The following is a 21,236-nucleotide window of genomic DNA, read 5'->3' on the forward strand; positions in this document are numbered from 1 at the left end:
GTTCGAACAGCGGGCGCGGCCGGAGCGCCGCGAGGTGACCAGGGGAAACGACAGCGCGATGACGGTGACAGAAGACGGCCTGGCGACGACGGACGAGGTGTCCGCGGAGTCGTACGGACCGGGCATCGACCCGGAGCGCCTGGCGATCTGCCTCAGCGTGCTCAAGGAGCTCGAGGAGATCGACGTCGACCACCCCGACGCGATCACCGTGCGCCGGGCCACCTCGCAGATCTACCGTACGGTCAAGCAGCGCCGCCGCCAGGAGCGCCGGGCCGCCAAGACCGAGCACGACCGGAAGGTCACCGAGGCCACCGCCACCGGCTCCGCGCAGCGCATCGACGACGAGACCGAGGGCATCCTGCCGTCGTCGAGCACCGAGGAGGGCAGGATCGCGGGGATACTCCAGCGCCCGCGCTCCTGCTACACCTGCAAGACGCGGTACGTGGAGGTCGACTACTTCTACCACCAGCTCTGTCCGGACTGCGCCCGGACGAACCGCGCCAAGCGCGACGCCCGCGCCGACCTCACCGGCAAGCGCGCCCTGCTCACCGGCGGCCGCGCCAAGATCGGCATGTACATCGCGCTGCGGCTGCTGCGCGACGGCGCCCACACCACGATCACCACGCGCTTCCCGAAGGACGCCATCCGCCGCTTCAAGGCCATGGACGACTCGGCGGACTGGATCCACCGCCTGGAGGTCGTCGGCATCGACCTGCGCGATCCGGCCCAGGCCGTGGCCCTGGCCGACCGGATGGTCGAGCAGGGCCCGCTCGACATCCTGATCAACAACGCGACCCAGACCGTGCGCCGGCTGCCGTCCGCGTACGCCGCGCTCGTCGAGGGCGAGAGCGCGCCGCTGCCCGCCGGTGAACTCCCCGCCCATCAGGTCATCGGCGCCTTCAATTCCGGCGCGGTCGACGGTCTGACCGCACTGCCCGTCGGCGTCAGCGGACTCGACGCGCAGAAGGTGGCCGACCTCGCCCTGGTGGCCGGCAACGCCAGCGTGGAGCGGCACCGCGCCGGGACCGCCATCGACGCGGGCGGGCTGGTCCCCGACGTCGTCGAGAGCAACACCTGGGTGCAGACCATCGAGCAGATCTCCCCGGTGGAGCTGCTGGAGACCCAGCTGTGCAACTACACGGCGCCGTTCATCCTGATCAGCAAGTTGCGGCCGATCATGGCCGAGGCCGCGCGCAAAGCGCCCGGCAAGCGCGCGTACATCGTCAACGTCTCGGCGATGGAGGGTGTGTTCAACCGCGGCTACAAGGGCGCGGGCCACCCCAACACCAACGCGGCGAAGGCCGCCATCAACATGGTGACGCGGACCAGCGCCCAGGAGATGTTCCAGACCGACGGCATCCTGATGACCTCCGTCGACACCGGCTGGATCACGGACGAGCGCCCGCACTTCGACAAGCTCCGCCTGGCCGAGGAGGGCTTCCACGCCCCCCTCGACCTGGTCGACGGCGCCGCCCGCGTCTACGACCCGATCGTGCGCGGCGAGTCCGGCGACGACGTCCACGGCGTCTTCCTCAAGGACTACGCCCCCGGCAAGTGGTGAGCCGCGCCGCCTGGTCCACGGCCCCATGCGGCGGTTCCGCTCGGCCACCTACCGGTACGTGGTGAGCCGCGCCACGTGGCTTGGCCGGGCGGCGCCGCTTCACCACGAGCCGGCGGGTGGCGAGCCGCGCCGCCGACTCCAAGGCCCTCGGCCGGGGTTCCGCTGGGCTGCATGCCGGTGCGTGGAGCGGCGCCGCGTAGTGCACGGCCGGGCGGCGCCGCTTCGGCACGAGCCGGCGGGTGGCGAGGCCGTGCCTACTCCGGGGCCCCCCATGCGGGCGTTCCGCTCCGCCACCAGTTCCAGCATCATCCGCCAGTCCTCCAGCACCCCGGCTCCGAGGGCCGCGAAGCGGCCCTCCTCGTCGGCCTGGTGCAGGCGGTGCAGGTCGTCGTCGGTCGGGGTGCCCCGCCATGGGTGGCCGCCCGGCAGCGGGCGTGCGGCGTCGGCGGTGCGTTCGGCGCGGCCGGTGGCGTCGGTGGGGCCCAGGAGATGGCCGATGGGGTGGACCAGGCCGGCCGGCTGGAGCTCCTTGCCGGCGGGGCGGCCGCGAGACAGCCGTTGCGGTGCGCCACCCGGTCATGGCGAGCTTGCGTCCGAGCCGACGGCACCTGAACTGATCCGCCGAACGGGTGAGACACAAAGGGTGACTTCCGGGGCGGAAAGGTCAATTCACATGGGCCGACATCCGGGTGACTTGCCGTAGTTACGCCAATTTTTCGGCGCTATCGAGCAGGTGACCGCTCATCTGGTTAACCTGAGGCGGACGGACAGCAGTACGGGGTACCACCACACCCACACCCACGGTCCGTCATGGGACAAGCCGGTCCACAGCGGTTTGCTCTCCTTGGAGTTACCGGCGCCACCGCGTCCGAACTGCCTACCCGTACGACCCGAGGGCGCGTCAGACGCCGGTCCGCCAAGTGGCCGGCCCGCCCCGAGGGTGACCCGACACATAAGGAGTGCGCGGTGACACCGGAGAAGACGAATCGCGAGCAACGCCCCAAGGAACGCCCCGAGCCCGCCGGCCGGCGGTCCGGCGAGCTCGGCAGCCTTGAAGTGTGGGCCCGGTCCGCCCCCATCCGCCTCGCGGGCTACGAGGAGGACCTCGCCGAGCCCCACATCCTGCCCAGCGTGGACTGAACCGGAGCGCTGCGCGGCCACTGCAGGAGGGCACCCCTCGACCGAGGGGTGCCCTCCGCTGCTGTTCAGCGCCAGGGGCCGCCGCCTCCGGTCGCTGGTCATCGGATCAATGCATGCAATAATCGACCAAGTGAGTGTAGGAGGCTGTTCTGACAGCGATGTCGCCTGTTAAATATCGGATGACTGCTGCTCCTTGATCGGAAGAGGTCCCGTGAGCCCCACCCCCGCACGCGTCGTCGCCGTCGACACCCACGACATCCGCTTCCCCACCTCACGCGAGCTCGACGGCTCCGACGCGATGAACCCCGACCCCGACTACTCGGCCGCGTACGTCGTCCTGCGCACCGACGCCGCCGACGGCCACGAGGGACACGGGTTCACCTTCACCATCGGCCGGGGGAACGACGTCCAGGTCGCCGCGATCCAGGCGCTGCGCGGGCACGTCGTCGGCCGCGCGGTCGACGAACTCTGCGCCGACCCGGGCGCGTTGAGCCGCGACCTGATCGGCGACAGCCAGCTGCGCTGGCTCGGCCCCGAGAAGGGCGTGATGCACATGGCGATCGGCGCCGTCGTCAACGCAGCCTGGGACCTCGCCGCCAAACGCGCGGGCAGGCCGCTGTGGCGGCTGCTCGCCGACGCCGAGCCCGAGTGGCTGGTCCGGCAGATCGACTTCCGCTACCTCACCGACGCCCTCACCCCCGACGAGGCCCTCCACCTCCTCCGGCGCGGCAAGGAGGGCGCCGAGCAGCGGACAGCCCGCATCCTGGAGCACGGCTACCCCGCCTACACCACCTCCGCCGGCTGGCTCGGCTATGACGACGCCAAGCTCACCCGGCTCGCCGCCCAGGCCGTCGCCGACGGCTTCCGGCAGATCAAGCTGAAGGTCGGCGCCGACCTCGACGACGACATCCGGCGCTGCCGGGTCGCCCGCGAGGTCGTCGGCCCGGACATCCGCGTGGCCGTCGACGCCAACCAGCGCTGGGACGTCGACGAGGCGATCCGCTGGACCGAGGCGCTGGCCGAGTTCGACCCGTACTGGATCGAGGAGCCCACCAGCCCCGACGACATCCTCGGTCACGCCGCCGTCCGCGCGGCCGTCGCCCCGGTGAAGGTGGCCACCGGCGAGCACGTGCAGAACAGGATCGTCTTCAAACAGCTCCTCCAGGCCGGCGCCCTCGACGTCCTCCAGCTCGACGCCGCCCGCGTCGGCGGCGTCAACGAGAACCTCGCGATCCTGCTGCTCGCCGCCAAGTACGGCGTCCCGGTCTGCCCGCACGCCGGCGGCGTCGGGCTGTGCGAACTCGTCCAGCATCTGTCGATGTTCGACTACGTCGCCCTCTCCGGCACCACCGAGGACCGCGTCATCGAGTACGTCGACCATCTGCACGACCACTTCCTCGACCCGGTGGTGATCCGCGAGGGCCACTACACCGCACCCACCGCGCCGGGCTTCTCGGCCGCCATGCGCCCCGAGTCCATCGCCCGCTACACCTACCCCGACGGCGCCTTCTGGGCAGCCGACCTCACCGACGGCCCGAACAAGGAGCAGGCGGCATGAACGACTTCGAGGGACTGAAGGCCCTGGTGACCGGCGGCGCCTCCGGCATCGGCCGGGCCACCGCCGAACTGCTCGCCGAGCGCGGCGCCCAGGTCGCCGTCCTCGACCTGGACCCGTCCGGCGTCGACAAGCCGCTGCTCGCCCACCGCGCCGACGTCACCGACGACGCCTCGGTCCGTACGGCCGTCGCGGCGGCCGCCGCCGGGCTCGGCGGAATCGACGTCCTGGTCAACAACGCGGGCATCGGCGCCCAGGGCACCGTCGAGGACAACGACGACGCCGAGTGGCACCGCGTCTACGACGTCAATGTCGTCGGCATGGTGCGCGTGGCCCGCGCCGCCCTGCCGTATCTGCGCCGGTCGGCGCACGCCGCGATCGTCAACACCTGCTCCATCGCCGCCACCGCCGGCCTCCCGCAGCGCGCCCTCTACAGCGCCACCAAGGGCGCTGTGCACGCCCTCACCCTCGCCATGGCCGCCGACCACATCCGCGAGGGCATCCGCGTCAACTGCGTCAACCCCGGCACCGCCGACACCCCGTGGATCGGCCGCCTCCTCGACGCCGCCGACGACCCGGCGGCCGAACGCGCCGCCCTGGAGGCCCGCCAGCCCACCGGCCGCCTGGTCAGCGCCGCCGAGGTCGCGGGCGCCATCGCCCACCTGGCCAGCCCGCTGTCCGGCGCCACCACCGGCACCGCGCTCGCCGTCGACGGCGGCATGCAGGGCCTGCGACTGCGCCCGGCGGCGTCATGAACACCACCACCGCCGAGTTGGGCTTCGGCGCGGCAGGGATCGCCGGCCTCTACACCGAGGTCACCGAGCAGCAGGCGTACGACGCCGTGCAGGCCGCCTGGCGCCACGGCATCCGCTCCTTCGACACCGCACCCCACTACGGCCTCGGCCTCTCCGAGCGCCGCCTGGGCGAGGCCCTGCGCGACCACCCCCGCGCCGAGTACCGGATCTCCACGAAGGTCGGCCGCCGCCTCGAACCGTCCGACGGCACCGGTGAGGACCTCGCCCACGGCTTCGCCGTCCCCGCCACGCACCGCCGCGTCTGGGACTTCACAGCCGACGGCATCCGCCGCACCCTGGAGGCGTCCCTTCAGCGCCTCGGCCTCGACCGGGTCGACACCGTCTACCTCCACGACCCCGACGACCACGCCGAGCAGGCGTTCCGCGAGGGCTACCCGGCGCTGGAGAAGCTCCGCTCGGAGGGCGTCGTCGGCGCGATCGGCGCCGGCATGAACCAGTCGGCGATGCTCACCCGCTTCGTCCGCGACACGGACGTCGACATGGTGCTCTGCGCCGGCCGCCACACCCTCCTCGACCACAGCGCCCTCACCGACCTGCTCCCCGCCGCGCTGGAACACGGGGTGAAGGTGGTGATCGGCGGCGCCTTCAACTCCGGCCTGCTGGCCGACCCCAGGCCGGACGCGACGTACAACTACGCCCAGGCGCCGACCGAGTCGGTGGAGCGCGCCCTGCTCCTGAAGGAGGCCGCCGAACGCCACGGCACCACCCTGCGCGCCGCCGCCCTCGCCTACTGCGCCGCCCATCCGGCAGTGGTGAGCGTCCTGGTCGGCGCCCGCTCCGCCGCCGAAGTGGACGACTGCGTACGCCAGTTCCGTACGCCCGTCCCCGCCGCCCTCTGGGCCGAGCTGCGGACGTCGGGCCTGCTGCCTGAAGGAGAGTGGCCGTGACCGTCGACGCCCACCACCACGTCTGGGACCTCTCGGTGCGGGACCAGGACTGGATCCGGGGCCCGGAACTACGGCCGCTGCGCCGGAACTTCACCCTGGACGACCTCGCCCCACAGGCCCGCGCGGCCGGCGTCGACCGCACCGTCCTCGTCCAGACCGTCACCGTCGCCGAGGAGACCCCCGAGTTCCTCGCCCTGGCCGCCGCGCACGACCTGGTGGCCGGCGTGGTGGGCTGGACGGACCTCACCCGCCCTGACGTCGCCGACGAACTGGCCGGACTCCGGGAACTCCCCGGCGGGCGGTACCTCAAGGGCATCCGGCACCAGGTCCAGGGCGAGCCGGACCCGCAGTGGCTGCTGCGGGCGGACGTACGGCGTGGACTGCGGGCCGTCGCGGACGCCGGGCTGGTCTACGACCTGGTCGTCCTGCCGCACCAGCTGCCGGCCTGCGTCAGAGCGGCCGAGGTCCTGCCCGGGCTGACCTTCGTCCTCGACCACCTCGGCAAGCCGCCCATCGCCTCCGGCACGCTCGAACCCTGGGCCGCACACGTCAGGGCCCTGGCCGCGCTCCCCAACACCGTCTGCAAGGTGTCCGGCATGGTCACCGAGGCCGACTGGGCGGCATGGCGCACGGCGGACCTGCGCCCCTACTGGGACACCGTGCTGGACGCCTTCGGCCCGGGCCGCCTGATGCACGGCTCGGACTGGCCGGTGTGCACCCTCGCGGCGACGTACGCGCAGGTGACGGACCTCGCGGGGACCTTGGCGGCGGATCTGACCCCCGACGAGCGGCACCAGCTCCTCGACACCACCGCCACCCGCGTCTACGGCCTCTGAGCCGCGGCCTCCAGCCGGGTCGGCGGCAGGAACTCCCGCACATACGTCCGCTCCCAGCACGCGCCCGTCTCCCGCAGCTCCCGCCAGGTGGTGTACCGGTAGCGGAAGAGACGGGCGCGGATGTGGCGCGGCGGGCGGTCGGGCGGGAAGGGGGAGCGGCGCAGCAGCCTCAGCGTGTCGCGGTCGTTCTCCAGCAGCCGCTCCACCAGCGCGCCGAACCACGACCCGGCGTACGCCGGGGACAGCGCGACGAACCACATCATCCAGTCCAGCCGCAGATGGTAGGGCGCGAACTGGCGCGGCCAGCGCCGAGGGTCGCCCGGCTTGCCCTTGAACTCGTACTCCCGCCACTCCGCATCCGCCCGGGGCACGTCGTCGAGCGTGCCCTCGACGATCACCTCGTAGCGCACCCGGCTGACGCTGCCGAACGCGCCGTAGGTGTTGACCAGGTGCAGCGGGTCGAACGTGCGGTTCATGACCTGGCTGCGGGAGATCAGGTTGACGACCGGGCGGTGGCTGAGGAACAGGATCAGCGCGGCCACACCGAGGACCACCACCTCGTACCAGAGCGGCGTGCCGGGCACGGACGGAGCGTCGTACGGCAGCCGCAGCGCGGACAGGGCGAGCACGATGGTGATCCAGTTCAGCCAGGAGAAGTTGCCGCTGAGCACCAGCCACAGCTGGGTCACGATCATCAGCGCGGCGGCCGCCGACGCGATCGGCTGCGGGGTGAACAGCAGGAACGGCACGGCGAGTTGGGTGACATGGTTGGCGGCCACCTCGACCCGGTGCAGGGGTTTGGGCAGATGGTGGAAGAACCAGCTCAGCGGGCCGGGCATCGGCTGGGTCTCGTGGTGGTGATCGAGGCAGGTCAGCTTGCGCCAGCAGGGGTCCCCGCGCAGCTTGATCAGCCCGGCGCCGAACTCCACCCGGAACAGGATCCAGCGCAGCAGGAACAGCACCACGATCGGCGGCGCCACCTCGTCGTTGCCCAGGAACACCGCGAGGAACCCGGTCTCCAGCAGCAGCGACTCCCAGCCGAAGCCGTACCAGGTCTGACCGACGTTGACGATCGACAGATACAGCACCCACGGCACCAGCCACAGCGCCATCGCGGCCCCCAGCGGGACGTGGGAGTCCACCCCCGCGAGCAGCGCCGCCGACACCGCGCAACCCGCCCAGGCGACCCCCGCGAAGAACCGGTCGGAGTAGTGCCACTGGAACAGACTGGGCGCCCTCCTGAACGGCACCCGGGCGACGAAGCGCGGCACGGGCAGCATGCCCCGCTCCCCGAGCAGCGCCCGGAACTGCAGCGCGGCCGTCAGGAACGCGACCAGGTACACGGCGGCCAGGGCCCGCTGGAAGACCAGCCGGCTCAGCCAGTAGTCGGATGCGCTGAACCAGTCCACGCCCCTGCGCTCCTCTCCGCCCCACTGTCCCCCGTCACTCTGCCAGTACCGTGGCCCCGGTCGAAGAATCGGACAAATCCTGGCAAGGTGGGCCCATGGCTGATCGGGGAGCGAGCGCCCTGTCTCTCCCGGACGACTGGCCCGCCCACCCGGATCCGATCCTGGCGCTCAACCGCATGGGCAGCTTCGACTGGGACCTGGACACCGGCCTCTTCCACATGGACGCCCGGGCCCACGAGATCTTCGACCTGCGCCCCGACGAATTCGACGGCCGCCCCGAGTCCCTGGCGGTCCGAGTCCCCCGGGCGGAGAACCAGCGCCTCGACGCGCTGGTCGCCCAGGCCATCAAGGACGGCAGCGAGAACTACGGCGCCTACTTCCGGATACGGCTGCGCGACGGCGCCCTGCGCTGGACCCACACCCAGGGCTACATCCGGCGCGACGACACCGGCCGCCCCCGCCGGATCATCGGTATCGTCCGCGACGCCACCCAGGAACTGGCCGACCTCGCGGTCCGCCGCGACGAGGCCGTCCCGGCCGAATCCGACCGCACCCAACCCAACGTCGTCCAGCTCACCACCGCGGCCCTGGCCCACGCCCGGACCGTGCGGGACGTCATCGACGTCCTCAAGGACACCCACGGACTCACCCATCTGGGCGCGACCAGCCTGGTCATGGGCCTGGTCGAGGCCGGCCGGATCCGGCTGATCGCCGAGGGCCCCGAGGGCAGCTTCGTGCCGGGCACCCTGGTCACCGGGATCGACGAGCCCTACCCGATGAGCGAGGTCGTCCGCACCCTCACACCCCGGTTCATCGAGTCGCCCGAGGAGTTCGCGGCCGGCTACCCGATCCTCTGGCCGCACATCACCGACCTGGAGATCACCGCGGCGGCCTATCTGCCGCTCATCGTGCAGGCCCGCCCGATCGGCGCGATGGGCCTGCTCTACAGCGACCGCACCGGCTTCCGGCCCGAGGAGCGCGACATCCTCGTCGCGCTCGGCAGCAGCATCGCGCAGAGCCTGCAGCGGGCGATGTTCTACGAGCAGGAGAAGGACATCGCCCAGGGCCTGCAGCAGGCCATGCTGCCGCGCACCATCCCCAGCGTGCCCGGCGCCGACGTCGCCGTCCGCTACCGCGCGGCCACCATCGGCGGCTCCCTCGGCCGGGACATCGGCGGCGACTGGTACGACCTGATCCCGCTGCCCGGCGGCCGCGTCGGAGCCGTCATCGGAGACGTCCAGGGCCATGACACCCACGCCGCCGCCGTCATGGGCCAGCTGCGGATCGTGCTGCGCGCCTACGCCGCCGAGGGGCACACCCCGGCCACCGTGATGGCCCGCGCCTCCGTCTTCCTGCACGAACTGGACACCGACCGCTTCGCGACCTGCCTGTACGCCGAGGCCGACCTGTCCACGGGCGTGGTGCAGGTGGTCCGCGCGGGCCATATCGACCCGCTGGTGCGCGGCACGGACGGCACCTGCCGCCGGATCGCCGTCCCCGGCGGGCTGCCGCTGGGCCTGTCGGCGGAGTTCGGCAGCCTCCAGTACCCCGTCGGCACCATCGAGCTGGACCCCGGCCACACGCTGCTGCTGTGCACCGACGGCCTGGTCGAGCAGCCCGGCGCCGACCTCGACGACGGCATGCGCACCCTGGTCGCGATGATCGCCGCCGGTCCCGACGACGTCCGCTCCCTCGCCGACCGGCTCATCGACATGGCCGAGGAACGCGGCGGCGACGACGACGTGGCGCTGCTCCTGCTGCGCCGGCGCGGCCAGCAGGCCCGACGGGTCGGCGGCCGTCTCCAGCAGCACGTGGCCCCCGGCGACCCGGAGGCGCTGTCCCACGCCCGCCACATGATCCGCGCCGCCGTGCGCGCCTGGGGGGCCCGCCACCGCGCCGACGAGATCGAACTGGTCGCCGACGAGCTGATCACCAACGCCCTGATGCACACCGAGGGCGCGGCCATCCTCACCCTGCGCGCCCTCACCGCCGCGGACCGCCGGCTGCGTGTGGAGGTCGAGGACTCCTCCAGCGCCCTGCCGCGCCGTCGCGAGGCCGGGGAGTCGGGGGTGTCCGGGCGCGGGCTGCTCCTGGTCGACCTGCTGACCGACGCGTGGGGCGTGGAGGCGCGGGGCGGCGGCAAGTGCGTGTGGTGCGAGTTCGTCGTACCGGGCCGCGGCTGAGCGTGGATGGCACCCTGGACGTATGCCGGAGCTGCCCGAGGTGGAAGCGCTCAAGGACTTCCTCACCGAGAACCTGGTCGGCCACGAGATCGTCCGGGTGCTGCACGTCGCGATCAGCGTCCTCAAGACGTACGACCCGCCCGTCACGGCCCTGGAGGGCCACGTGGTCGCCGCCGTGCACCGACACGGCAAGTTCCTCGACCTTCAGACGGCCGGCGGCCCCCGCCTGGTGACCCATCTGGCCCGCGCGGGCTGGCTGCACTGGAAGGACCGCCTTCCGGACGGCGTCCCCCGCCCCGGCAAGGGCCCGCTGGCCCTGCGTGTCGCCCTGGAGACGGGCGCGGGCTTCGACCTGACCGAGGCCGGCACCCAGAAACGCCTCGCGGTGTACGTCGTCCACGATCCCCAGGAGGTCCCCGGCGTGGCCCGCCTCGGCCCGGACCCGCTGGCCGACGACTTCGACCTCGACCGCTTCACGGCGCTGCTCTCCGGCGAGCGCCGGCAGCTCAAGGGCGCCCTGCGCGACCAGAGCCTGATCGCCGGCGTCGGCAACGCCTACAGCGACGAGGTCCTGCACGCCGCGAAGATGTCCCCGTTCAAACTGGCCTCGTCGCTCACCCCCGAGGAGAGGGAACGGCTGTACGAGGCCCTGCGTGTCACGCTCACCGAGGCGGTGGACCGCTCCCGGGGCCTGGCCGCCGGACGCCTGAAGGCGGAGAAGAAGTCCGGCCTGCGCGTCCACGGCCGCACCGGCGAGCCCTGCCCGGTCTGCGGCGACACCGTCCGCGAGGTCTCCTTCAGCGACTCCTCCCTGCAGTACTGCCCCACCTGCCAGACGGGCGGCAAGCCGCTGGCCGACCGAAGGCTGTCCCGGCTGCTGAAGTAGCCGCGCGATGCGCGATCATGGGGTGACGGACCGGACCCACAGGGGGGACACCCATGACGACTCTGCCCGACCGGCCGCACACCGCGCTGCTGGTCATCGACGTCCAGAACGGCGTCGTGGCGCGGGCCCACGACCGCGACGGTGTGCTGCGCAACATCAGCGACCTGATCGACCGGGCCCGTTCGGCGGACGTCCCGGTGGTCTGGATACAGCACTCCGGCCGCTCGCTCGAACCCGACACCGAGGCATGGCAGTACGTCCCGGAACTGGTCCGGCAGGCGTCGGAGCCGCTCGTCCACAAGACCTACCGGGACTCCTTCGAGGCCACCGAACTGGAGTCGGTGCTCGCCGGGCTGGAGGTGGGCCGCCTCGTCGTCACCGGCGCCCAGACCGACTTCTGCGTCCGCTCCACCCTGCACGGAGCCTTCACCCGCGGCTACGACGTGACCCTGGTCGGCGACGCCCACACCACGGAGGACCTGCGCGGCCACGGGGCACCGGCCCCGGAGCAGGTGATCGCCCACACGAACTTCTACTGGAACGGCCAGCGGGCCCCCGGCCGCCGGGCGGCGACCGTCGACACGGCGGACGTGACCTTCTAGTCCTGCCGTGAGGGCAGCTGCACCAGCACATGGCCCTCGGACGTGCGCACCTCGTAGCGGGCGATCTGGTCGGTGTGCCAGGCGGAGCCGCCGTGCATCGTGTTGGCGCGGGCGTCGTGGTCGGGGGCCGACCAGCTGGTGACCGTCTGCTCGGACCCGTCGAGTCCGATGATGACCAGCCGGCAGGCGCGGGGGCCCGCGGCGTCCTTCACCTTCAGCTCGACCCTGCTGCCCCAGGCCGCGTCCTCGGCCGTGATCTCCGCCCACACGCCCGAACGCTCGTCCGTGGCGGTGACCCGCACGGCGTCGGAGCCGTCGCCGCCGGCCAGCACGGCGAACGCGGGCCCGGCCAGCGCGACCACCACCGACGCGGCCACCGCGTACAGCAGCCGGCGGCGCGCGGACCGCCGCCGGGCGGCAACTTCGCCGAGCAGCCGGTCCAGCAGCCGGGGACCCGGCCCGGCGAAGGGGTGCACGGCGCGCGGGGTGGCGCGCCGGTAGAGCATCATCTGACGCGTGGTGGGGCCGAACTCGGTGACCTGGGCCGCGCACCGAGGACACTCCATGAGGTGGTCCTCGAAGCGGAATGCCTCCGCTTCGTCCAGCACGCCGAGCGCGTACGCACCGACGTCCGCATGCCTTTCCAGGGACCTCATGCCGAATCCTCGTGCCGTAGGGTGCGGGTGGGGTTACTCCTTGCTCCCACCGGTACGGACCAGGACGCCGAATCACTCAGGCCGGACACCGAATCGTGACCAGATGTTCGGAGCGGGCGGGCCCTCGGATTGGTCGGAATCTAAAAAAGATGGATCGCGAGATGCCCCAGCGGCAGACCGAGCTGCCAGGCGGGCGTCCAGACCTTCGGCCCCTCGTCCTCCCCGATCACCGGGGCGCCGCCCGGCACCGCGTTGAGATCGGGCGCGAGCAGCTCGGTCTCCTCCAGCCACCGCCAGGCCGCCGCCGCCAGCTCCAGGTCCGGTGACGGGTCCCCCGAGGCGGCCTCCTGCTCGGCGAGTCGGGCCATCCGCTCGCCCACCCAGTCCTGCCACGGCTGGTCGTACGCGGTCAGCGACAGCCAGGTCTCCAGCTGGGTGACGACGCGGATCCCGGGCAGCTCGCCGTCGGTGTCCGACAGGAAGATGGTCAGCGCCAGCGCGTCGCGTCCGGCGCGGAACTCGAAGGACGTCGGCGGCATGAGATCGCCGGTCCGCAGCAGCTCGTCCGCGATGTACTCGGCGTACAACCAGGCCATGGGGACGGTGAGTTCGCCGCCGTCGGCGCCGTCCGTGCTCTGATGACCTCTGTGCAGCATCCCTTCCTGCCTTCCTCCGGTGCGTGCGCGTCGCCCGTCGCCGGCACCCCAGTCCGGAACACGGATGAGGACAGCCGATTACTCAACCGGGGTGGTCGGCAAGGCGCTTTACGGAGGTTTGACTCGGCCGCTGGTTTCAGTGCAGGTCGGCCGCGTATCCGGGAAGCACCCGGCGCAGGGCGCGCAGCGCGTAGTACGCGCGCGACTTCACGGTACCGGGCGGAATCCCCAGGATCTCGGCGGCCTCCGCCACACTGGCCCCCTGGAAATACACCAGCACCAGTACTTCACGGTGCTCCGGAGTGAGTGTCTTCACAGCCTGGCGCACATCGAGGGCCGCGGCGGCGCGCTCGGCGTGATCGGCGCACACCGGCGCGTGCTCCAGCACCGCGTCACCGACCTCGGCGGGCCGTGCCTGTCGGGCGCGCCGCGCGTCGATCGCGAGGCGCCGCGCGACGGTCATCAGCCAGGGCCGTACGGAGTCGAAGTCGTCGGCGCGCAGCGCCTCGGGGTGCTGCCAGGCGCGCACCAGGGTCTCCTGTACCAGGTCCTCGGCGCGCTGCCGGTCGCCGTCGCACAGCCTGAGCAGCAGCGCGAACAGCGGCCGACCGTGCTCGCGCTGCAGCGCGGCGAGCTCGTGCTCGGCGGTCGTCGTGGGGTGCGGAAAGGCGGTAGCGGCAGGCATGCGCGTATGGCACCTCAGGCGGGCCGCTTCGGACAGTGCGCGCACACGGGTCTGCGACGGACGGTCGATCGCGTCGACGAACGGTTCGACGAACGGTCCGCTCCGGTCCGGACCCGCCCTTAGGCCGATCGCGCGCATCGGCGGGACCAGAAGGGAGCGGCGGGGCGGTTCATGACCGGGCATGGACTAGTAGTGAGGCGTGCGTAAATACGACAATCCTCTCGCAAAGGGGTGATTTGGTGATCGCGCGCAGACGACAGGTGGCCCTCGCCCTGACCGCCCTGCTCGCGGCGGCCGCCGCCTGCCAGGCCCAGGAACGCCAGGAGCCCGCGCCGACCGGACAGCCCGCACCCTCCGCCGCCCCCACCCGCGGCTTCACCCTCGTCGCCTCCGGCGACATCCTGCCGCACACCTCGATCATCGACCGCGCCCGCTTCGACGCCGGCGGCACCGGCCACGACTTCCGCCCCATGTTCGAGGGCGTCGAACCGGTCGTCTCCCGTGCCGACCTCGCCCTGTGCCACATGGAGACCGTGTACGGCGCAGGCGGCGACTACACCGGCTACCCCGCCTTCAAGTCCCCGCCCGAGATCGCCGACGCCCTCGCCACCACCGGCTACGACGGCTGCTCCGCCGCCTCCAACCACAGCCTCGACGACGGCGCCGCCGGGGTCCGCCGCACCCTCGACGCCCTCGACCGCGCCGGCGTCCGCCACGCCGGCACCGCCCGCACCGAGGCCGAGGCCAACGCGATCACCCTGCTGCACGCGGGCCCCGCGACGGTCGCCCACCTCGCCTACACCTACGACACCAACGGCTACCCCCAGCCCCCGGAGGCACCCTGGACGGTCGACCTCATCGACGAGAACCGTGTCCTCGCCGACGCCAAGGGCCGGCGCCGACGTGGTCGTCGTGTCGATGCACTGGGGCACCGAATGGCAGGACGCCCCCGACGACCTCCAGCTCACCCTCGCCCGCACCCTCACCGCCTCCCGTACCGACGGCCGCCCCGACATCGACCTGATCCTCGGCACCCACGCCCACGTCCCGCAGGCGTACGAGAAGGTCAACGGCACCTGGGTCGTCTACGGCATGGGCGACCAGATCGCCGGCGAGATGTTCAACCACCAGGGCACCCGGGACCACCGCGGCAACCAGTCCACCCTCGCCCGCTTCACCTTCGCCCCACCGGCCCGCCCCGGCGCCCGCTGGGAGGTGGCCAAGGCCGAGTTCGTACCCCAGCTGTTCGACGTCGACGCCGGCCGTGTCGTCAACCTCAACCGCGCCCTCGCCCAGGGCGCCGACGTCCAGGGCGTACGCGACCGCATCCGCGACATGGTCCTGAGCCGGGGCGCGGCTCAGGACGGCCTGACGATGGGCGAGTAGCGATTCACGCCCCCCACCCGCCGGGCCATCCCCGCCCCCACTCGGCCGGACGGGTTAATTCACACCCCCACACCGGTGTCACAGTGGTGCGCCAACCCCTCACCGGGCGACTCATGACTCATGAAGAAGGATCAGTTCCTCACCAGGCGCCGGATGATGCTGGCCGGCGCCGCGGCTTTGGGTACGGCCACCACAGTCGGCGTCTTCTCCTGGCGCATCCCCGCCGAGCCCTCGCCCCCGGCCAACCCCGGCCCGGCCAGGCCCGCCGCGAGGGCCCCCCAGAAGCCGTCGGCCTACCGCCTTGAGCCCCTCACCGGCTACGGCCCCCCGCGCACCGCCCCCGGCCGCCTCCCGGTCCGCCGTGAACCGCTCCTGCGGATGACCGGCCGCGGCCGCACCATGGTGCTGACCTTCGACGACGGCCCCGACCGCCGCTACACCACGGCGATCCTCGACACCCTCGCCGAGTACGACGTCCGCGCGATGTTCTTCGTGTGCGGGGAGATGGTCGGCGGCAACGAGGACCTGCTCGCCCGGATGGCCGAGGAGGGACATGCCGTCGGCAACCACACCTGGTCCCACCCCCTGCTCACCAAGCTGACCCGGAGCCAGATCCGGTCCCAGATGGAACGCACCTGCGACATCATCGAGGCCACCCACGGCGGGCGCCCCGAGTGGTTCCGCGCCCCCTACGGCGCCTGGAACCGCGCCGCCTTCCAGCTCGGCGCCGAGCTCGGCATGGAGCCGCTGGCCTGGACCGTCGACACCCTCGACTGGACCACCCCGGGCACCCGCACCATCGTCGACCGGGTGCAGAACGGCGCCGCCCCCGGCGTCGTGGTGCTCTCGCACGACGCCGGGGGCGACCGCTCCCAGAGCGTGCAGGCGCTGCGCCGCTATCTGCCGCGGCTGCTGGATTCCGGCTACCACATCGGCGTACCGCGCGGCAGGAACGCCTGAGGGAATGACGCCCGCCCGGCCGGGACCGCTCAGCGGACCTCGGTCAGGCGGGCGAAGGCGACCACGTTCCCGTCGTATCCGTTCGCCTGGGAGAAACCGCCGCCGCAGGTGATGACCCGCAGTTCCGGCGCTCCCTTGGAGGCGTAGACCCGGTCGCCGGGGAAGTTGTTCTTCTCGAAGACCTCGATGCCGTAGATCTCGAAAACCGCGGTCTTTCCGTCCTGGCGCGCCACCTCGACGCGATTTCCCTTCTTCAGCGCCCCGAGCCCGTAGAAGACGGCGGGCCCCTGCTGGTTGTCGACATGGCCGACGACGACCGCCGTGCCCTTCTCGCCGGGCGACACCGCGCCGGTGAACCAGCCCGCCAGGTTGGGGTCCTCCGGTGGCGGTGCGCCGACCCAGCCGTCGGCGTCCAGCCCGACCGGCATCATCGGCGCGTCGACCCGGATCGCGGGGATACGGACCCGGTCGGGGAGGGCGTACGGCAGCGGGTCCGGGGCGCGGCCGAGGAGGGTGGCCGCGTCGGCACGGCTGTCCGCGGCCGCCGCCGAGGCGGGCTGCGGCGGGCCCGCGTCGAACTCGCCGGAACCGTTGCGGATGAGCGCGAGACCGGTCAGCAGCACCAGCGCTATCACCCCCCAGGGGGCGCGCTTCTTGGGCCGCTCCTCCTCTTCCGCCAGCTCGGACAGCTCATATCCGGACATTCGCCATCCCCTTTCGACGCGGCCGTCGCCGCATCCTTATCGCGCATACGAGCACGCTAAGCGCGGCGCGCGAGAGCGGCGACGGGGACGGCGGCGAACGGGTGGCCCTCGCGGGGCGCGGTGCGCCATCCGAGTTGCCGCGGACAGGAATTTTCTGACGGTGCATGACCTGCAGCGATATCCGGCAGTGCGCTTTTCGTACGGCGTGTCGGCTCACCAGGACGGACCATTCCCGAAATGCGGGCGCGTGCAGGGCGTCTGAGGGTCGTTCCTGGAGGTGCTTTCTCGCCGATCGACCGGGGACGGGTCCCGGGGCGCCTTCCGCGGAGGATCACATGCGTACCACTCGTGCCCTGGCGGCCTCGGCCGCCGTGGTTGCCGCCCTCGGGCTCGCCGCCCCAGCCGCCGTCGCCCGCGACGGCGTGCCCGGCGGGCCGAGTCACGCCGGACCGAGCAACATCGTGGCGCTGCCCAGCGTCATCGCCCGCGGCGGCCAGCTGACGATCACCGTCGACAACTGCCCGCAGGGCGGCACCGCGACATCGAACGCCTTCCCGGAGACCAGACTGATCCCGATCCACGGGGGCAACCACACAGCGAAGGGCACCGCGACGATCAATGCCAACGCCGCCCCGGGGTCCTACGACATCACCGTCAACTGCTCCGGCAGGACCCTGACCCGCCCCGCCGCCTTCACCGTCATCGGCGGTGTCCGCGGCGGCCTCGGGGGCAGCAGCTCCAGCGGGGCGACGCCGACCGACATCGCCATCGGCGGGGGGCTCGTCGCGGCCGCGCTCATCGGCGGCGGGGTGTTCTGGATGCGCCGACGCGCCGAGCGCCGCATTTGAGTCCGGCGAGCGCACGTCGAAAGGTCTTCGGCCCGGCCCCATAGGGGGGTCCGGGCCGAAGACCTGGAAACGGCGAGACGGGGTGTCAGACGCCGTCCTCGCCCTCACGCCGCCGCGAGAAGTGGTACGCCGCGCCCACCGAACCGGCGATGAGCGCCAGGCCCAGGCCGATCTCCTTCAGGTCGAACCCGGCGACGCTGCCGCCCTCACCGGCGTTCACCCCCCCCAGCTCGGCGGCTGCAACGGCGTCGGGACCGGACGACCGCCGGCGACGGTCAGCCCGGTCGATCCGCTCACGCCGTCACAGGTGAACGTCACCTGGTACGCCGCGCCCGGACGGGCGTCCCAGTCCACGGTCGCCGTCGCCGACGTACGTTTCGCCGGGATCCGTACGGTGTCGAAGACACCCGACGACACGGTCACCGCGCCCTTGCAGCCGCCGTGGTGCCGGTCGACGCTCAGGGTGACCTGCCCTCCGGCGGCGACGGTCGACGACAGGACGCTGAGGCCGAACGGCGTGATGGTGCCGTCGACGGCACCGGCGGCCGGTGCGCAGAGGGTCAGGGCAGGTGCGGACCGTTTCCGCTTGCGCCAGACATGCACCCCGATGACCGAAACGCTAGGAACGCGTGTGCGCCCCCGCGATCGCAGTCGCGCGAATGGGGCACCCGTGGGGGCCGCACACGGGCCAGCCGTTCCCACGGCCGGGGGACTGCTGCGGCGTGGCGCGTCCCCCGGCGCGGACCGGCGGGGTGAGGGGCGTCAGCCCTTGATGTTCGGGAACAGGAGCTCGAACGGCTCCGGCGACGCGGTGATGCCCCGGCTGTACGGCGCGTCGAAGTCCCAGATCAGGAACAGCAGGAAGGCGATGAGCGCGGAGAACAGCCCCGCCAGGACGAGCTCACGCGGCGTACGCCGGATCTGCAGCGCGAACACCATGCCGATGGTGATCACGGCCCCGGCGATCAGCCCGAACCACACCACGCCCGGCATGGTCGGATCGGCCGAGTCGGCCCGCGCGGTGCGCGCCTGGTCGGCGGCGGCGACCTGGTCCAGCAGCGGCTGGTACGCCTGCGCCTCGAAGTCCGTCCCGGGTTCGTAGTCGGTGATGTCCACCCGGATCCGGCGGAAGAGCTCGTTGCCGCGCTCGGTCACTTCCCCGTTGTCGGCCATCTCGCGCCACTCGGTGGTGACGATGTGTCCGACATAGGCGTTGACATCGTCCCGAATGCGGTCACGTACGTCGGGCGGGTAGACCCGCACCCGCTCCGAGATCTCGTGCAACGCCTGGGCCTCCGCGTGGACGTGGTCCTCGGCGGCGCTGCGGGCCTCCCAGACTCCCGCGATGGCCAGACCCAGGACGATGGCGTACACCACACCGATCCACATCGTCATGTACTCGATGACGTCCGGGGTCTCGGACGTGTCCTCGTCGTCGGCGGCCCTCTTGTGCCGTACGAGGGTGATGACGATCACCACCGCGCAGGCGGCGGCCATCGCGAGGGTGAGAACAAGCCATTCAGGCAAGGGGATGCCTCCTGGTCGGGCGCTAGCGCGGGCGCAGTGCGGCGACGGCCGCGATGGCGGGCACGGTGATGAGCAGGACGTAGGTGAGCGGCGACGGGGCGCTCCGCGACCGCCGCTTGGGCGGCGGGGCGTGGTACGCCGGGTAGCTCACCGGTGACGCGCTGGGGCGCGGGGTGGGGGTGGGCGTCGGGGTCGGGGTGGGCGCCGTGCGCGGCACGGGTGCCGGCGGAGGCGGGGTAGGGGGTAGGGGCTTCGGTGCCGGCGCCGGTGGTGGTGGCGGGGCGGGCGCCGGTTTCGGCGGCTTCGGCTCGGGCGGCCTCGGTGTGGGCGACGGAGTCGGGGTGGGTGTCGGCGTGGGTGTCGGTGTGGGACTCGGCTTCGGTGGCTCCGGAGTCGGTTTCGGGGGCGGTGGGGGCGGCGGGCTCGGCTCCGGGCTCGGCTCCGGACACGGCGGCGGGGGCGGGGGCGGTGGGCACGGTGGTGGGGAGGGCCAGGTGCGGCCCCCCGCGACCGCCCGCGCCTCGGTGCCGCCCGGGCCGGTCGAGGCGTACGCACAGGCGTCCGCGACCGCCGCCCCGGCCGGCGCGCCCACCAGGATCCAGGTCGCGCTCAGCACCACCAACGCCCTTGCGGCGACGGCGAATCGGATCGGTTCGCAAGCATGCACGACGAAGATCATGAGACGTTCCGTGCCACTCCGAGTGCCCGCTTGGCCCGGATTGGCTCGAAGGGGGGAAGTTCGCGCACGAAGGTTTGATCAAGGAAGCGCCCGCACGTCCGGACCGACGTACAGGTGTGTGGGAGGCGGCTGTCGAAAAAGAATTTCTCGCCGCGTTTGAACACAACGCCCGCCCCCGTGCGTACCCAGTGCCGTGCGGCGGCGCAGAAGGGCGCTGCAACACCATTGCGATGATCGGGGAGTTGACGATGAACACCTCCTGGCGGAACGCCTCACTCGTGGCGAGTGCCGCGGTCGTGCTGGCGCTGACGACGGCGTGCGGTCAGGAAAGCGGCGGCAGTTCGGCAGTGAGCCAGAACGTGGGCGCCACGGCCCCGGCCGTGACCGGCGGCATCACCGGTGGCATCACCGGAGTGGGCGCCGGCGCGGGAGCCGGGGCGAGCACCAGCCCCGGTGCCGGCGCCGGTGCGGCCGCCCAGGGAGCGGCCGGCGAGCTGGCCGTCTCCGTGAACGGCGAGCTGGGCAAGATCCTGACCGACAGCAACGGCATGACTCTCTACCGCTTCGACCAGGACACCGCGGAGCCGCCCAAGTCCAACTGCGACGGCGACTGCGCGACCGCCTGGCCGCCCGTGCCCGCCGACGGTGTCACGGCCGGGGACGGGATCGACAAGTCGCTGCTCGGTGAGGTCACCCGCACCGACGGCAGCAAGCAGCTCACCATCGGCGGCTGGCCGGCCTACTACTTCGCCAAGGACGCCAGCGCCGGTGACATCAGCGGCCAGGGCGTGAACAACAAGTGGTTCGCGCTGGCCCCCGACGGCAAGAAGGCGACCAAGGCCGCCGACCAGCCCGGGCTTTCGGTCCGCAACGACCCGAACCTGGGCGAGATCGTCGTCGACAAGAACGGCATGACGGTCTACCGCTTCATGAAGGACTCCCAGTGGCCCATGAAGACCGCGTGCACCGGCGCGTGCCTCGAGAAGTGGCCCGTCGTCGCGCCGGTCGACGAGAAGGACACCGAGGGCATCGATCTGCAGGGCTCCACGCCCAACCGCGGCTACGTCGTCTTCAACCGCCCCGACGGCATCAAGCAGCAGACCATCGACTGCGTGCCGCTGTACACCTTCGCCAGTGACAAGGCGCCCGGTGACATCAACGGTCAGGGAGTGGGCGGCACCTGGTTCGCCGTCGCCCCCGACGGCAAGCCGGTCGGCGCCCCCGGGCAGAACTGATCACCTCCCCAGGGCTGATCCCCGCA

19 protein-coding genes and 2 pseudogenes are annotated in these 21,236 nt (G+C 72.2%); 13 read left to right on the forward strand and 8 right to left on the reverse strand.

Translation table 11 applies throughout. The features are described from left to right. Positions 1–58 precede the first annotated feature (58 nt). From ACH5AC_RS15305 to ACH5AC_RS15330, 6 genes are all read left to right on the forward strand, one after another. Positions 59–1,561: an SDR family NAD(P)-dependent oxidoreductase gene (locus ACH5AC_RS15305; protein ID WP_398862277.1), complete on the forward strand. Its 1,503-nt coding sequence runs from the start codon at positions 59–61 to the stop codon at positions 1,559–1,561. A 966-nt stretch (positions 1,562–2,527) separates the two neighbouring features. Next, on the forward strand, positions 2,528–2,701 hold the full coding sequence (locus ACH5AC_RS15310) for a hypothetical protein (RefSeq protein WP_398862278.1): 174 nt from the start codon (positions 2,528–2,530) through the stop codon (positions 2,699–2,701). 211 nt (positions 2,702–2,912) lie between these two features. After that, on the forward strand, positions 2,913–4,259 hold the full coding sequence (locus tag ACH5AC_RS15315; protein WP_398862279.1) for an enolase C-terminal domain-like protein: 1,347 nt from the start codon (positions 2,913–2,915) through the stop codon (positions 4,257–4,259). Next, entirely contained in the window at positions 4,256–5,011 is a 756-nt protein-coding gene (locus ACH5AC_RS15320; protein WP_398862280.1) for an SDR family NAD(P)-dependent oxidoreductase, read from the forward strand. The genes ACH5AC_RS15315 and ACH5AC_RS15320 overlap by 4 nt, the downstream gene beginning before the upstream one ends. Then, complete coding sequence (locus ACH5AC_RS15325) at positions 5,008–5,958, forward strand: aldo/keto reductase (RefSeq protein ID WP_398862281.1); 951 nt, start codon at positions 5,008–5,010, stop codon at positions 5,956–5,958. Before ACH5AC_RS15320 ends, ACH5AC_RS15325 begins: the two co-directional genes overlap by 4 nt. Then, on the forward strand, positions 5,955–6,794 hold the full coding sequence (locus tag ACH5AC_RS15330; RefSeq protein ID WP_398862282.1) for an amidohydrolase family protein: 840 nt from the start codon (positions 5,955–5,957) through the stop codon (positions 6,792–6,794). Before ACH5AC_RS15325 ends, ACH5AC_RS15330 begins: the two co-directional genes overlap by 4 nt. Here the strand turns inward: ACH5AC_RS15330 and ACH5AC_RS15335 are convergent. Beyond that, positions 6,782–8,203, reverse strand: a complete 1,422-nt coding sequence (locus ACH5AC_RS15335) for a lipase maturation factor family protein (RefSeq protein WP_398862283.1) — start codon at positions 8,201–8,203, stop codon at positions 6,782–6,784. The two genes, ACH5AC_RS15330 and ACH5AC_RS15335, sit on opposite strands and share 13 nt — an antisense overlap. A gap of 95 nt (positions 8,204–8,298) precedes the next feature. Here ACH5AC_RS15335 and ACH5AC_RS15340 point away from each other — a divergent pair, with 95 nt between their 5' ends. Genes ACH5AC_RS15340 through ACH5AC_RS15350 form a run of 3 tightly spaced genes read left to right on the forward strand, consistent with a single transcriptional unit; the run spans position 8,299 to position 11,874 of the window. After that, positions 8,299–10,386: a SpoIIE family protein phosphatase gene (locus ACH5AC_RS15340; protein WP_398862284.1), complete on the forward strand. Its 2,088-nt coding sequence runs from the start codon at positions 8,299–8,301 to the stop codon at positions 10,384–10,386. Positions 10,387–10,408: 22 nt separating this feature from the next. Further along, entirely contained in the window at positions 10,409–11,272 is an 864-nt protein-coding gene (locus ACH5AC_RS15345; protein WP_398862285.1) for an Fpg/Nei family DNA glycosylase, read from the forward strand. A gap of 53 nt (positions 11,273–11,325) precedes the next feature. Continuing rightward, the gene (locus ACH5AC_RS15350) at positions 11,326–11,874 is read left to right on the forward strand and encodes a cysteine hydrolase family protein (protein ID WP_398862286.1); all 549 of its coding nucleotides are present in this window, start codon (positions 11,326–11,328) and stop codon (positions 11,872–11,874) included. Here the strand turns inward: ACH5AC_RS15350 and ACH5AC_RS15355 are convergent. The 3 genes from ACH5AC_RS15355 to ACH5AC_RS15365 all read right to left on the reverse strand — a co-directional run bounded on the left by ACH5AC_RS15355 (position 11,871) and on the right by ACH5AC_RS15365 (position 13,871). After that, entirely contained in the window at positions 11,871–12,530 is a 660-nt protein-coding gene (locus tag ACH5AC_RS15355) for a zf-HC2 domain-containing protein (protein ID WP_398862287.1), read from the reverse strand. The genes ACH5AC_RS15350 and ACH5AC_RS15355 overlap by 4 nt on opposite strands. 140 nt (positions 12,531–12,670) lie before the next feature. Then, positions 12,671–13,186, reverse strand: a complete 516-nt coding sequence (locus tag ACH5AC_RS15360) for a hypothetical protein (protein ID WP_398862288.1) — start codon at positions 13,184–13,186, stop codon at positions 12,671–12,673. Positions 13,187–13,322: 136 nt separating this feature from the next. Further along, positions 13,323–13,871, reverse strand: a complete 549-nt coding sequence (locus ACH5AC_RS15365; protein ID WP_398862289.1) for a sigma-70 family RNA polymerase sigma factor — start codon at positions 13,869–13,871, stop codon at positions 13,323–13,325. A 239-nt stretch (positions 13,872–14,110) separates the two neighbouring features. Between ACH5AC_RS15365 and ACH5AC_RS15370 the strand changes: the two are divergent. Both ACH5AC_RS15370 and ACH5AC_RS15375 read left to right on the forward strand, forming a co-directional pair. Continuing rightward, positions 14,111–15,257, forward strand: a pseudogene (locus tag ACH5AC_RS15370) (CapA family protein). A 120-nt stretch (positions 15,258–15,377) separates the two neighbouring features. Beyond that, a complete protein-coding gene (locus tag ACH5AC_RS15375) occupies positions 15,378–16,217 on the forward strand; it encodes a polysaccharide deacetylase family protein (protein WP_398862290.1) in 840 nt (279 codons plus the stop codon). Positions 16,218–16,246: 29 nt separating this feature from the next. On the opposite strand, the gene ACH5AC_RS15380 is transcribed toward ACH5AC_RS15375, so the two are convergent. After that, positions 16,247–16,921: a class F sortase gene (locus ACH5AC_RS15380; protein ID WP_398862291.1), complete on the reverse strand. Its 675-nt coding sequence runs from the start codon at positions 16,919–16,921 to the stop codon at positions 16,247–16,249. 335 nt (positions 16,922–17,256) lie between these two features. Between ACH5AC_RS15380 and ACH5AC_RS15385 the strand changes: the two genes are divergently transcribed. Next, positions 17,257–17,769, forward strand: coding sequence for a hypothetical protein (locus ACH5AC_RS15385; RefSeq protein WP_398862292.1), 513 nt, complete (start codon positions 17,257–17,259; stop codon positions 17,767–17,769). An 85-nt stretch (positions 17,770–17,854) separates the two neighbouring features. Here ACH5AC_RS15385 and ACH5AC_RS15390 read toward each other — a convergent pair. The 3 genes and pseudogenes from ACH5AC_RS15390 to ACH5AC_RS15400 all read right to left on the reverse strand — a co-directional run bounded on the left by ACH5AC_RS15390 (position 17,855) and on the right by ACH5AC_RS15400 (position 19,513). Next, positions 17,855–18,378: pseudogene (locus ACH5AC_RS15390) on the reverse strand (hypothetical protein). Between the two features lie 153 nt (positions 18,379–18,531). Further along, a complete protein-coding gene (locus ACH5AC_RS15395; RefSeq protein WP_398862293.1) occupies positions 18,532–19,296 on the reverse strand; it encodes a hypothetical protein in 765 nt (254 codons plus the stop codon). 22 nt (positions 19,297–19,318) lie between these two features. Then, positions 19,319–19,513 (reverse strand): hypothetical protein, encoded by a 195-nt coding sequence (locus ACH5AC_RS15400; protein WP_398862294.1) that lies wholly within the window; start codon positions 19,511–19,513, stop codon positions 19,319–19,321. 710 nt (positions 19,514–20,223) lie between these two features. Here ACH5AC_RS15400 and ACH5AC_RS15405 point away from each other — a divergent pair. After that, positions 20,224–21,210, forward strand: coding sequence for an SCO0930 family lipoprotein (locus tag ACH5AC_RS15405; protein WP_398862295.1), 987 nt, complete (start codon positions 20,224–20,226; stop codon positions 21,208–21,210). The last annotated feature ends 26 nt before the right edge of the window (positions 21,211–21,236 follow it).

It is taken from the genome of Streptomyces sp. NPDC018693 (genome assembly GCF_044391385.1).
Classification (GTDB): Bacteria; Actinomycetota; Actinomycetes; order Streptomycetales; family Streptomycetaceae; genus Streptomyces.